Source organism: Streptomyces sp. NPDC003691 (genome assembly GCF_053981115.1).
Genome location: NZ_JBSFNQ010000141.1, coordinates 1 through 12422, shown reverse-complemented (window position 1 = coordinate 12422; position 12422 = coordinate 1). Strand labels below are relative to the sequence as shown.

Annotated in this window: 11 protein-coding genes and 1 tRNA gene; 3 read left to right on the top strand and 9 right to left on the bottom strand. The window is 69.6% G+C overall.

Annotated elements, in window-relative coordinates:
- The coding region (locus ACWDR0_RS32940) for a hypothetical protein (RefSeq protein ID WP_456355498.1) at positions 1-197 on the top strand (197 nt) is incomplete at its 5' end.
- 290 nt (positions 198-487) lie between these two features.
- On the opposite strand, the gene ACWDR0_RS32935 is transcribed toward ACWDR0_RS32940, so the two are convergent.
- Together ACWDR0_RS32935 and ACWDR0_RS32930 are read right to left on the bottom strand one after the other, a co-directional pair.
- Entirely contained in the window at positions 488-1288 is an 801-nt protein-coding gene (locus tag ACWDR0_RS32935) for an SUKH-3 domain-containing protein (RefSeq protein ID WP_456355497.1), read from the bottom strand.
- Between the two features lie 652 nt (positions 1289-1940).
- A tRNA-Trp gene (locus ACWDR0_RS32930) sits at positions 1941-2014 on the bottom strand.
- A 726-nt stretch (positions 2015-2740) separates the two neighbouring features.
- Here ACWDR0_RS32930 and ACWDR0_RS32925 point away from each other — a divergent pair.
- Both ACWDR0_RS32925 and ACWDR0_RS32920 read left to right on the top strand, forming a co-directional pair.
- Complete coding sequence (locus ACWDR0_RS32925; RefSeq protein ID WP_456355496.1) at positions 2741-3805, top strand: AraC-like ligand-binding domain-containing protein; 1065 nt, start codon at positions 2741-2743, stop codon at positions 3803-3805.
- A gap of 251 nt (positions 3806-4056) precedes the next feature.
- Complete coding sequence (locus ACWDR0_RS32920) at positions 4057-4563, top strand: hypothetical protein (RefSeq protein ID WP_456355495.1); 507 nt, start codon at positions 4057-4059, stop codon at positions 4561-4563.
- Positions 4564-4768: 205 nt separating this feature from the next.
- Here ACWDR0_RS32920 and ACWDR0_RS32915 read toward each other — a convergent pair whose 3' ends face one another.
- The 7 genes from ACWDR0_RS32915 to ACWDR0_RS32885 form a co-directional block, all read right to left on the bottom strand.
- On the bottom strand, positions 4769-5440 hold the full coding sequence (locus ACWDR0_RS32915; protein WP_456355494.1) for a response regulator: 672 nt from the start codon (positions 5438-5440) through the stop codon (positions 4769-4771).
- Positions 5437-6687: a sensor histidine kinase gene (locus ACWDR0_RS32910; protein WP_456355493.1), complete on the bottom strand. Its 1251-nt coding sequence runs from the start codon at positions 6685-6687 to the stop codon at positions 5437-5439. The genes ACWDR0_RS32915 and ACWDR0_RS32910 overlap by 4 nt, the downstream gene beginning before the upstream one ends.
- 29 nt (positions 6688-6716) lie before the next feature.
- Positions 6717-7493: an ABC transporter permease gene (locus ACWDR0_RS32905; RefSeq protein WP_456355492.1), complete on the bottom strand. Its 777-nt coding sequence runs from the start codon at positions 7491-7493 to the stop codon at positions 6717-6719.
- Entirely contained in the window at positions 7490-8470 is a 981-nt protein-coding gene (locus ACWDR0_RS32900; RefSeq protein WP_456355491.1) for an ABC transporter ATP-binding protein, read from the bottom strand. The genes ACWDR0_RS32905 and ACWDR0_RS32900 overlap by 4 nt, the downstream gene beginning before the upstream one ends.
- Before the next feature lie 380 nt (positions 8471-8850).
- Positions 8851-9909, bottom strand: coding sequence for a hypothetical protein (locus ACWDR0_RS32895; RefSeq protein ID WP_456355490.1), 1059 nt, complete (start codon positions 9907-9909; stop codon positions 8851-8853).
- Between the two features lie 109 nt (positions 9910-10018).
- Positions 10019-10357, bottom strand: a complete 339-nt coding sequence (locus ACWDR0_RS32890) for a thioredoxin family protein (RefSeq protein WP_456355489.1) — start codon at positions 10355-10357, stop codon at positions 10019-10021.
- 81 nt (positions 10358-10438) lie between these two features.
- Positions 10439-11857, bottom strand: a complete 1419-nt coding sequence (locus ACWDR0_RS32885; protein ID WP_456355488.1) for a DEAD/DEAH box helicase — start codon at positions 11855-11857, stop codon at positions 10439-10441.
- Between the last annotated feature and the right edge of the window lie 565 nt (positions 11858-12422).

Sequence of the window (12422 nt, the reverse complement as noted above, 5' to 3'; positions counted from 1 at the left end):
GCGACGTGTTGAACTCTAGCGGATTCCGGGGCCAGCACAAAAACGCGTTTCCGCAGCGTGCTGACGTGTGTTCGTCCCGCAGGCCCGGCTCCTACATGGCGGTGGCCACCCGGAACGGAACGACAGCGGTGATCGGCGACCTGGCCGGGCAGCATTCCGTGCACTGGACCCGGGCCGACAGCGGTGGGGTGTGGTAGGCGACCGCCGCCGTGCCCCTGGCGCAGCTCGGCGGCCCGGTGGCGGTGGATCGGATCTCGCTGGTGGCACGGCTCGCCCTGGGCCCGTTCGGCATCCTGAAGCATCGGCGTTCCGCCACCGCAGCACGATCCCGGTCCGGGAACACTGGAAACGGCGGGAGGACCGAGATGCTGCCGCGGCCACGGTCCGAAAAATGCCGCGGCAGCCGCAGCGCGTGCCCTGACAAGCACCGGAGACCCCCGCTTCAGAGCAACACGGCTGCGGCGCGATATTGCGACGGCGGCTCACCTCAACCGATACGCCGTGGAGATATGCCCAGGACGAGCTTCTCCAGCGCTTCCCGGACCGGTCCGAACGTCGCCACCCAGGTCTCCATCAGAAAGATCTCGCTGGTCTCGTCGATACCGAGGAAGAACCGGCCCTCGTCGAGCTCACCGATCGGGAAGATGTCCCGCCCAACCGTCGAGCTCCAGTCTGCGAATCGGTCCTCCTCGCCCACCACGCGTTCGGGATCAAAGCTGAAGGGCGTCCTTGCACAGGTGATGCCCGGCCCGCTGATCCGTACGTCCAAGCCCCCGAACTCAGTCAAGAAGCGTTCGGCGGCCTCATGCATCCGGACCAGCCCAGTTGCCTCCAGCGTCTCGCGCCACTGCTGAACCGGGACGCGCCGCCCCGGCTGCCAGCCAGCCGCACGCAGCGTCTCCTCAACCTCACCGGCATCCCGCCGGACCGCCGCATCCGCCTCAACCCACGCCTGATCCACGGGCACGTTCTCAGGCCAGCCCGGCCGCCACTGGGCCAGCCACTCGTCGAAGTCCTCGCGCAGGAACCGGCGTCCTACGGGCTTGAGCCGCACCTGCGGCCGTTCATCGGCCCACCAGACCTCGAACTCCGCCACGGTCCCTACCGCGGGCCAGCGCTCCGCGGCGAACGGAAGGAGCAGCACGTCGACGAACCCTCCGACCGGAAGGCCGATGTCAACGAAGATCCCCGTTGCGCCCGGATTCGGGACCGCGGTCACCGTCCCTGAAAGCCTCTGGCCCAACCGCAGGCCTCTCCGGGCCTGGATCCACTCCTCGACGCTGACCATGAAGTACATCCTTGCAGCGGAAGACATCACCACAACGGGGTGGGGCGGTTGCAACAGTGCTGTTGTCGCGATGCCAGGCACAACAGCAGGTCAGCCGCTGGCAGACGAAGTGGAGTAGCAACTTGAACCGGCGGAAGAAACGCCGCCTTGTACGACGGCAAACACGTCGGCACTCCGGCCTCGCGCACGTCGCCACCGCCGCGTACACCACGGTCCCGTCCATCAACGGGCGTCGGCCCGTGGAAGAAGTGGTGCTCCAACTGTAGAAGTTGCTGTCCCCGTCGACATCCGACCTGGTGGTGCTGTCCGTGGCCGTGAACGACGAGGCGGTTCGCATCGCCGCCCGAAGCACGGTGGCTGGGACCGTCTGTCCCGGATGCGGAATCTGGTCATGGCGGATTCACAGTTCCTACCTGCGATTTCCCGCTGATGTGTCCAGCGGAGGCAGACGGCAAGCGTGTCCTGCTCTACTCATAGGACATCGCCTGCCGTGAACTCTGCGCCGGTGCGTGCCGCCGTCACCCGGAAGGGACCAAATCATGCGGCAGCTGGGATCTTTGACATTCCACGCAACCGGGGCACAGTGCGGCCATAGGTTACCGGCGAAAACATGCAGCGCCCCCGCCTGAATCGGCAAGGGCGCTGCGTGGGGCAGGGGTGACAGGAATCGAACCTGCGGCATCCGGTTTTGGAGACCGGCGCTCTGGCCATCTGAGCTACACCCCTTCGGCACCGCCAGCATCGCACCACATCACACCACTCACAACAGACTTTCCCTCCAGCGAGCCGCTGCCGAAGGGCCAGGACGCGGCTGTCCTCCCCGAAGTGGTGACGGTTGAGACGCCGCCCGGTCCGGGCATACTCCACGCCGGTATGAGCCGAGGACCATGCGAGGCAACCGCGGACACTACCCGCCAGGGGGTTGTTCCGCCGCAGGGCCGGATCGGAAGCCAGACACGGGCTCATCCGCCAAGCAGCCACCACCCCCATCTGCGACGGCGCCGAATTCATCACCGAAACCACCCCTCCGCGCCGTCCAACTCGACCACCACGCCGCCCAAGCCGTTGCGGTGTCCCGAGAACCAGGCCTTCCCGGGAGCGGCCGGTCGCCTCCCGAGCGCGATAGCGGCGCGGCCGACCCCGGGCTCCGTGCCCGGCCCGACCGTGCCCCACCGAATATGACGGGTACCGGTAACCGCGGTATCCCCATGCGGTGCGGGCCCGTGCTTCGCCGGGGTGACCCGGGGAAGGGCGCAGAGGCGGCGTTTGCCGCGTGTGTTCGGGGCCGGTGCGGGGAGGATGCCCGCGGTCACCCGATCGGCTGATCCGTCTTCGAGCGCGTTGGGCGATGCTGCGGGCATGTTCCGCGCGTGATGCTCGCCGTATGGCCACATCCAGCAGATCTCGGAATCGCCCGGCTGCCGGGCCGGGTACGGCGAATTGTGTTTCCTGGTGAAGGGGGTTCTGTCTGTACCTGCTGAATCACCAATTCAGGAGGCCCTGCCCTCGGTAGTGTTCAGCAGCGGAGACGCCGCCGGGCCGGACCGTTTCGACTGCTGGCGCGCTCTGCTGGGCAGAACCCATGCCCCCATGGAGTTGTCCAGTGACCACGCCGGTGACTTCCGGGCGCGCCAGCGGGTCATTGGCTTGGGCAGTGTCACGGTGTGGCCTGCGGCTTTCCCTCCCGTGGTCCTCCGGCGCACGCCGAGGCTCATCCGGCAGTCGGACCCCGAGAGCTTCCACTTCTCGCTCGTGCTGCGTGGGGGCGGCTCGGTTGCGTGGAACGGCCGGGAGCTGCACGCCGGGCCGGGGTCCTTCCACTCGAACGACTCCTCACGGCCGGTCGAGATCCGCGCCGGTGCGGAGCGCGGCCGGATCCTGATGATCGGACTCGAAATCCCGAAGTCGGCCGTGCCGTTGCCCAGGCACCTGGCGGAGCGGGCCGTCGGGCTGCCGATACCGGACGGCCGGGGAACCGGGGGCCTGCTGGCGCAGTTCCTCGGACAGTTCGTGCGGAATGTCGCCGACTACCGGCTCGCCGACGCGCCGCGGCTGGAGGCGGTGGCGGTGAACCTCGTGGCCACTGTTTTCGCGCAGGCGCTGGAAAGGGAGCAACTTCTGCCACCGCACACCCGCGAGCAGACCACGGCCCTGCGGATCCGGGCGTTCATCCACCGGAGGCTGGGCGATCCCGGGCTGACTCCGGCGTGTATTGCCGCCGCCCACCACATCTCCACCGGCCATCTCCACCGGATCTTCCGGCAGGAGGGTGTCACGGTCGCCGTGCTGATCCGCCGCAGTCGTCTGGAACGGGCGCGTGCCGAACTCGCCGACCCGCTCCGGGCGGGGGAAGCAGTCCGGACCATCGCGGCGCGGGTCGGTCTGACGGCGGCGGACTTCAGCAGGTCCTTCCGGGCGGCCTACGGGATGCCCCCGAGTGAGTACCGGCGGCTTCGGCAGGCCGGAGCGGATCGTGTTCCCGCCATGCCGTCGCCGACCCGGAGCGGCCGGACCTGACCGTTCCCGGCCGGGAACGGTCGGTTTCGCCGGGCGTACGCGATGGTACCTCCTGCCGGTCCGCGGATGGTCACTCAGATACAAGCATCCGTCACTCACCGCTGAGGAACAGGTCGTGTCTGTCCCCCACTCTGGACAGGCACGAGGAAGCGCGGAGGCAGGCCTTCGGTCCATGTGGCGCCGTCCCGCCTTCTCGACCGTGCCGGGGTCGTCCCGGCTCCGGTTTCACCCGAGGAATCCGAGGAGTTACTGTGCTGAGTTCCATCGCGCGCCGCCAGGCGCGCACGAACACCCGGGCCGTACCGGGGGCCAAGAAGCGGTTCCGGTTCGCCACGGCGGCGGGCCTCGCGGCGGCCGCGGTGGCCACCACCGTACTGACCGGGGCACCTGCCGGCGCGCAGGAGGCCGGCACGCAGAAGACCGGCGCGGCCGCGGTGTCCTGGGAGCTGTGGAACTCCGTGATCGGCCCTGAGGACGACTGCACTCCGACGAACGAGCCGCTCACCGGGGTCTTCGTTCAGACGTGTGCGCTCAGGGACAGCAGCAAGCGCTACGGACAGGGAGCCCTGATCGTCATCAACCACCGGAGCTCGGCGGTCGAGATCGTCGGAAGTGTCCGTCTGACCAACTACAACAGTTCTTCGGCGTGCAAGCGGTCTCCGCTCAGCGTGGGAATACGGGTTGTCTGCTTCTCCCCGACCGTCCCGATCAGTGGCCCGATCGGCGCGGCTTCGACGTTCGAGGTCCGCACGCTCTGACGAACGGGATCCCACGCCGGGCAGGGCGGCGTATCCGCTGATCACCGTGCGTGCTTCGAGGGCATCTGCCCGGACGGCGTCCTTTTCGCCGTCCGGGCGGGTGCCTTTTGCCGGTGTCCGGCCCGGCGGCCCGGCTGCGCGGAGTCGCGCCGGGGCCGCCGGGCCGCCGCGCGCGAACGGTCGGCCGTGTACCGCCGGTGTGCGGTCAAGGCCGGCCGAGGATCCCCCGGTCGTAGGCGGTCGCGACGGCCGCGGCGCGGTCGTTCACGGCCAGTTTGCGGTAGATGTGCGTCAGGTGGGTCTTCACCGTGGCCTCGCTGATGAAAAGCTTCGCCGCGATGCCACGGTTGGAGGTGCCCCAGGCCACGAGTGCGAGTACCTGGCGTTCGCGGTCGGAGAGCTTCCCCTCGCCGGGTGGAACCGGTCCGCGGACCGCGGCGAGCAACCGGGACGCGACGGCCGGGGAGAGAACGGGCCGCCCGTCGGCGGCGGCGCGGACCGCGGCGAGGAGTTCGTCCCGGGGGGTGTCTTTGAGGAGGTATCCGGTGGCGCCCGCTTCGATGGCGGGGAGTGTGTCGGTGTCGGTGTCGTAGGTGGTGAGCACCAGGATCCGGGAGCGTGCGCCGCGGCGGGTCAGCTCGGCGATGGCGTCGACGCCGTTGCCGCCGGGCATGCGAAGGTCCATCAGGACGACGTGGGGATCGAGGCGGAGCGTCATGTCCACGGCTTCGGGGCCGCTGGATGCCTCTCCGAGTACCGAGAAACCGGGGGCTGTTGTGAACATGCCGCGCAGGCCGTCGCGTACGACGGGGTGGTCGTCCACCAGCAGCAGGGTGATTCCGGCCGGGGTGCGACCGGGGTGCGGGAGGGTGGTCATGGGCGGACCAGGGGGAGCCGGGTGGAGAGCGCGGTGCCGTATCCGGGTTCGGACTCGATGGTGAGTGTGCCGGCGACGCGCTCGGCCCGGGAGCGCATTCCTTCCAGCCCGAAGCCGCCGGTCCGGGTGCGGCCGGGCAACTGTTGCGGGTCGAAGCCGCGGCCGTCGTCACGGATGTCCAGGGTGACCTCTCCGTCCATGTAGCTGAGGGTGACGCCGACGCGGGAGGCGTCGGCGTGCCGGGCCGTGTTCGTCAGGGCTTCCTGGGCGATGCGCAGGAGTGCGGCGGAGACCTCGGCGTGGAGTTCCCGGGCGTCGCCGGTGATGGCGTACTCGGCGTGGATCCGGTGTTGTTCGGACCAGCGGACGACGGACTTCCGCAGTGCCTCGGGGAGTTTTTCGCCGGTCAGGTCCGGAGGGGCCAGGTTCTGCACGGCGCGGCGGGCCTCGCCCAGGCTGTGGCGGGCCAGGGCGGCGGCACGGTGGACGTGCTGCCGCGCCGTCGCCGCTTCGGGTGCGGCCTCGACGGCCTGGAGCTGGGTGATGATGCCGGCGATGCCCTGGGCGACGGTGTCGTGGATCTCTGCCGCCAGCCGTCCCCGTTCTTCGGTGATGCCCGCTTCTCTGGCCTGGCGCAGGAGTTGTGCCTGGAGGAAGGCGTTCTCGTCGAGGGCCTGCCTGAGGGCGGTGTTGGCGTGTTCGAGTTCGGCGATCGTGGCGGCTCTGTCGGCGGACCGTTCTTCCTCGTGCCGGACGAAGTGGGCGATCATCGTCAGCAGGGCGTTGTTGACGAGGAGCAGTCCGGCGAACAGGGCCCACTGCTCGGCGTGTGCGAAGGGCAGTCCGCCGGACTGGGCCGCGGCCAGGGGCAGCGAGCAGGCGACGGCTCCGGCCTTGCGCAGGCGGCGCCCGGGGATCAGTTCGTTGTGGTCGATGTAGCCGGTCGCGGCGTAGAACGCGAAAAAGGGGTTCAGCCAGGTGAGGGCGGCGCCGATCGCCCAGCGCAGGGCGAAGTACGTGGTGGAGGCGGTGCCGGGGAAGGTCCGGGCGTGGCGGGATCCGCCCCACCACAGTTGCAGGAGGAGGGCGGCGGCGATCAGTGCGCCGGTGGCGATGCGGTCGCCCGTGGCAGGTGTCAGCTCGGGTTTCGCGGCCGACAGCAGGGTGCCGGTGGCGAGCAGCCAGTAGGGGTGCCACCTGAGGACGGTCGCCCAGTGCCGGTCAAGGTCAGCGTCCGCCGTCGTCATGGTCCCAGTGTGCACGGTGGGTTGCTCCCCTATTCCCAGCGGAACCAGCGGACGGCGGCGACCGTGGTGACCACGGACCATACGGAGAGGACGATGAGATGGGACCAGGCGGGCGGATCGCCGGCGGCAGCCCGGTCCAGCGCGTTTGCCGCAGCGCCGAAGGGCGTGAGGGCGACGATACCGGCGAGGGTGTCCGGCATGGCCTTGACGGGGATCCAGAGCCCGGTGCAGAAGAGCGCGGGGAAGTAGACCGTGGTGCCGATGGCGGTCGCGTGCCCGGCGGTCCTGGCCAGGGCGGCCACCAGGGCTCCGGTGGCGAGACAGGCCGCGGCGGCCAGGAGCAGCACCAGCGCGTACGCTCCGGGCCGGCGGGGGAAGGGCACGTCGAAGGCGAGCCGGCCGATGGCCAGACACAGGGCGGCCGATACCAGGGCCGTCGTGCCGTTCAGCCATACCTGCACGGACAGCAGGGTGGACGGGCGCACCGGGGTGGTCGACATGCGCCGCAGGATGCCGCGTTCGCGGTAGCCGGTGAGGGTCGGCGGAAGGATCTGGAGAGCAGCGGTGATCAGTGATATCAGGACGACGACCGGCACGTAGAGGTCGATGACCCGCAGGCCGCCGAGGTCTTCGTCGGCTTCCTGGAACGTCGGTACGAGGCCGAGGATCAGCAGCAGTACGGGCGGGAGGAGGAGGGAGGCGAGGTGGGAGGGGTGGCGTCCGTAGAGTCGGATTTCGGTATGCAGCACGGCTGCGCGGGGGGACGGCCCGCCGGAGGTGGTCGCAGTCGCAGTCGGCCGGGTCATGTCGTTGTTCCTGTCGGGGTGGGGGGCGGTGCGGTGCTTGCGGGCGGTGTCTGCCGCGTCAGGTCGATAAAGGCGTCGTCCAGCGTGGCGTCCGTGACGCGGAGTTGGTGGGCTTCGATGCGGTTGCGGGCGAGGAGTGCGATCACCGCGTTGACGGTCTCGTCCGTTCCGCCGAGGGTGATCCGGTCGTTTGTGCCGGCCACGGTCACCTGGCCGGGGAGTGCGGCCAGGACCTCGTGGGGTATCGGGTGCGAAGGGGTGAAGGAGATGAGCGTGGATCCCGCCGAGCGGGCGATCAGTGCGCCGGGCCTGTCGAGTGCGACGACACGGCCGCGGTCGATCAGGGCGATCCGGTCGCACAGTCGTTCGGCCTCTTCCATGAAGTGTGTGACGAGGAGGACGGTGACTCCGCTGTCACGGATGTCCTCGATGAGCGACCAGGTCTCGCGGCGGGCACGTGGGTCGAGACCGGTGGTGAGTTCGTCGAGGACGACGACGCGGGGGGATCCGATGAGAGCGAGGGCGATGAACAACCGCTGTTTCTGTCCACCGGACAGCTTGGCGAAACGCGTGTTCAGGCGGGTGGTCAGGCCGAGCCGTTCGGCGAGGGTCCGCCAGTCGAGAGGGCGCGGGTAGAACGCGGAGTACATGCGCAGGGCCTCGCGCACGGTGATTCTTGCCTGGAGTGCACTCTCCTGGAGCTGGACGCCGAGGGTGCGGGTGAGCTCGGCGCGGTCGGCGACGGGATCGAGCCCCGCGACCCGGATGCAGCCGGAGTCGGGGACCCGGAGGCCGGCCACGCACTCGACCGACGTGGTTTTACCGGCGCCGTTCAGGCCGAGTATTCCGAAGATCTCACCCTCATCGACGGTGAAGGAGACACCGTCGAGGACGGTCCTGCCGCCGTATGCCTTGCGAATCCCGCTGACGTCGACGACGGGTCCCCGGCCCGGGCGTCGTCTGCTCGTTGTGGTCATGAGCAGAGCTTCACGCGCGGACCGTCCTCGCCGCATCGCCCGTCGCGCCCGAAAGGGAATCAGCCGATCGGTTGACCGGCGGGACGACAGGCCGGCCGATGGAAACGGCCGGGAACCCGTCGCGAACGCACGCGAAGCACCAGCCGACCCGCCGCCCGGCCCGGGAGGGCATCGGGACCACCCGGACTCGATGCCCTCCTTGTGCTCATACGGCTTGGCCGGCCAGATGTCCGCGACGCCCACCGGCTACTTTTGGAGGACTGCGGCTTCTTCCCGTGCGCTCCGGCCTCCGTGCTTGTCCTTGCGAGAGGCGGTGTCAAGCCCTTCCAGTGCGGACTCGCGGATGTTCTCCCGCTCGGCACTCTGCGGGAAACGGCAGCTCAGCCGGGGCGCGCAGTCCACTGCGGCGGCGTCCACAACCGGGCGTGGGCGCTGCCGAGCTGGATCAGCGTTCCGGTATGCCGATCCTGACGTACCGGGCGGAACCCGTCGATCGCGAACACCTGCCGGCCGCTGGTGATGTCGACGCCCTGCAGACCGGTCTCGTCGGCGATCAGCAGATGCTCTCCGTCGGTGAAGAAGCCGAAAACGCCGACCGGCCAGGGGAACGTCGCGACCGCCTTGAACCATCGGACGCCCGGCGAGCGCAGTTCGATCGAGGTGGGGTCGAGGACGTGGACGGTACCGCTGCCGGCCTCGTCAGGGTCGTACACCGCGATCCGCCGGTCGTCGATCCACACCACCGGCCCGTTCCACTCCGAGACCTCGGGATACGCCGCATAGCTGGGCCCGTCCTCGGACTCGTACGGATTGTCGCGCAGCCAGGCGGTCAGGCTCCACACCGCCGGCATCCCCCACGGCTGCCACACCCAGCCGCCGTCGCAGACACGAGTCCCGTCCGGACTCAGCGACAGCGCGCCGTGGAAGTAATCGAGGTAGTGCTCCGCATCTTCCGCGTCTCCATCCGGGCAGTCCCGCGCCGTCAGCAATGCGCCGGACGCGAGGTCGGTGACATCCAATCGGTTCCAGTCGGTGCGGTGGACGACAACGGGCCGGCCGCCGTGGTCGGCGAACGCCAACGCGAACGGGACGGTTTCACAGCAGTAGTCCCCGCCGTCCAATGTCAACGACGGCGAACCGGTGGTGAGATCGATGACGGTGCCGTACCGACCGCGGTCCTGAACGACCGCCGCCCAGCGGCCGCATCGGGACACATGAAGCCGCAGTCGAACGTCGCCACCGGATGCGGACGCCGGTCTCTCCTCCCGGTACCGGGCCACGGGCCGCACCTCGCCGGTCGCAGGCATCCACCGTGCCAGCCGTCCGTCCTCGGACAGCACCAGCCACGCAGGCCCCGCGTCGCCGAGAGCCGCCGGCAACGCTGCCGCATCCACGACCGGGCGCAGCTCGTCGGGAACCGGCACGTCCACTGTGATCATCGCGCTGGTGATCCGCCCGGTGCGCGTGCCCCCGCGGCAACGTGAACAGTATTTTCCTCGCGACAGGTGGACTCGCTCGGCTCATCTTGCCGGCCGGTATGCGGCCTGCTCACAGGTGAGTGTCCAGGAACTCCCGGAGCGCGGTCCCGGCCATCGGGCCGCTGACGGGCGCGGCCGTCCCGCCGCGGTCGATCAGCACGACGGACGGCGCGCCGGTGACGCCGTACCGCCGTACCGGGCCGGGGCACCTGGCGATATCGGCCCGTAGGACGATCAGCCGCCCCTGGTAGTCGTCGGCCACCTCTCGCACCAGGGGCTCCATGTCCTTGCACGCTGCCACGGCCTTGGGCCACGTGCCGTGGAAGTACGCGAGCACCGGGACGTCCGCCTTGGCCAGGATGAACTCGAACTCGGCGTCTTCCTGGGGTTGATGGATTCTGTTGGCCATCGGCACTCCTTGGCGCTGCATCCGACGCGAGGCAGTGGGTGTCTGGTTGTGTTTTCCGACCGCGGCGGCGCGCACCGCCCGTCAGCGGGCCTTGCGCACGCGGCCGGCTTTGCGGGCCTCCGCCATCATGCGCGCCTCCGCGGCCTTCCGGGATTCCTTCGGCGGGCGGCCCGCGTGGACGCCCAGGCCCCGGAACGCCGCGTTGCCGGTCTTCGCCTTGTCCTGCACCGGCGGGCGCTTCGCACCGGTCAGGGTGGTCAGCCTCTCCTCGCCGGAGCGAACCTGGGTGACCGTGGGCCGGATGCCGACATCCGACATCATCCGGTTCACGTCCCGGCGCTGGCCGGGCGTGACCAGCGTGACCACGCGGCCGGACTCCCCGGCACGCGCGGTTCGCCCGCCGCGGTGGAGATAGTCCTTGGATTCGGCGGGCGGATCGACGTTGACGACGAGGTCCAGGTGCTCGATGTGGATGCCCCGGGCAGCGACGTTGGTGGCCACCAGCACCGTGATCGCGCCTTCCTTGAACTGAGCCAGCGTGTGCGTGCGCTGCGGCTGCGACTTCCCGCTGTGCAGCGCACCCGCCTTGATGCCGCTGCTCCGCAGATGGCGGGTGAACTGGTCCACGGCGTGCTTGGTGTCCAGGAACATCAGCACCCGCCCGTCCCGGGCCGCGATCTCGGTGGCTGTCGCGTACTTGTCGGCGGGATGGACGTTCAGCACATGGTGCTCCATCGTCGCGATCGAGCCCTCCGCCCGGTCGACCGTGGCGAGCACCGGCTCATTCAGATGGTGGCTGACCAGTTGTTCGACGTCGCGGTCGAGCGTCGCGGAGAACAGCATCCGCTGCCCGTCCGGGGGAACCTGCTCCAGGATCTGCGAGACCTGCGGCAGGAAGCCCATGTCGCACATCTGGTCCGCCTCGTCCAGCACCACGATCCGTACCCGGTCCAGGTGGCAGTCCCGCCGGGCAACGAGGTCGGCCAGCCGTCCCGGCGTCGCCACCACAACCTCGGCACCCGCCCGGAGCGCCGCCGCCTGCCGGTTGATCGCCAGCCCGCCGACCACGGTCACCGACCGTAGCCGGAGCGCCTCGGCATAGGGTGCCAGCACCTCGCTCACCTGCTGCGCGAGTTCCCTCGTCGGCACCAGGACCAGCGCGAGAGGGCGCTTCGGTTCGGCGCGACGGCCCGTCGTACGGGTGAGGAGCGGCAGCCCGAAGGCGAGGGTCTTCCCCGATCCGGTACGCGCGCGGCCCAGGACGTCCCGGCCGGCCAGCGCGCTCGGCAGGACGGCCGCCTGAATCGGGAAGGGGTCCCGTACCCCGAGCCCCGCCAGCACACTCATCAGCTCGTCCGGCAGTCCCAGCTCCCCGAAGGACGCGGCCGGCGGAAGGCCGGGGGCCGACGTCCCCGGCGCGGAGAGTTCGCCCTGCGGGGGCTTCCCCTGACCGGGCCTGCCTGGTCCGGAGCGGCCGGAGGACGGCTGCTTCGCCTTCATGGGGTCCTTCCTCATTTTCGGTGCCCGGAACGGGCCGGGGCCCGTGCCTTGTCCGGCACGGGCCCCGGTTGTCTGCGAGCGTGGTCCCGACTTTACCAGCGCCGGACTCGCATCAGCCGTCTCGCCGCCCGGCCGACGGCGGACCCGTTCTCGCACGGTTCTCAGCGTCTGTCTGCAACATCGCTACCCTGCGATTGTCCCACCACTCAGGACCACCGGAGCCCGGCTTTGTCAGTGAGCCAAAGGTTCTGGCAGAGATCTCGTAGAGTCGTCACGGAACGTGACAGTCACGTTCGCTGGGGAGGGGTAGCAGCGCCGGTTTCTCGACGGTAAAGGCTCCTCGTACCCTCCGCGCATGACCGATGATTTGATGCCGTGCCTCGGTGTCCTCTGCCATGGCTGCGGCGACCGGGAAGAGGGACAAGCAGGTTGGCGGCTTGGGAGTTTCTTTCGGATCAGGCCGGATCAGTGAGCGGGGTCTGGTGCCGTGGATCGCAAGGCGGAGGATTGAGCCACTGCGGAGCATTGGTGATTGACGACAACGCAGCGAGGCGCGGTGCCAGGG

Excerpts from the sequence above, each read along its gene's own strand:
- ACWDR0_RS32890 (WP_456355489.1), bottom strand. The coding sequence starts at position 10,357 with ATGGCCAACAGAATCCATCAACCCCAGGAAGACGCCGAGTTCGAGTTC.
- ACWDR0_RS32895 (WP_456355490.1), bottom strand. The coding sequence starts at position 9,909 with ATGATCACAGTGGACGTGCCGGTTCCCGACGAGCTGCGCCCGGTCGTG.
- ACWDR0_RS32935 (WP_456355497.1), bottom strand. The coding sequence starts at position 1,288 with ATGGTCAGCGTCGAGGAGTGGATCCAGGCCCGGAGAGGCCTGCGGTTG.
- ACWDR0_RS32885 (WP_456355488.1), bottom strand. The coding sequence starts at position 11,857 with ATGAAGGCGAAGCAGCCGTCCTCCGGCCGCTCCGGACCAGGCAGGCCC.
- ACWDR0_RS32900 (WP_456355491.1), bottom strand. The coding sequence starts at position 8,470 with ATGACCACAACGAGCAGACGACGCCCGGGCCGGGGACCCGTCGTCGAC.
- ACWDR0_RS32910 (WP_456355493.1), bottom strand. The coding sequence starts at position 6,687 with ATGACGACGGCGGACGCTGACCTTGACCGGCACTGGGCGACCGTCCTC.
- ACWDR0_RS32915 (WP_456355494.1), bottom strand. The coding sequence starts at position 5,440 with ATGACCACCCTCCCGCACCCCGGTCGCACCCCGGCCGGAATCACCCTG.
- ACWDR0_RS32905 (WP_456355492.1), bottom strand. The coding sequence starts at position 7,493 with ATGACCCGGCCGACTGCGACTGCGACCACCTCCGGCGGGCCGTCCCCC.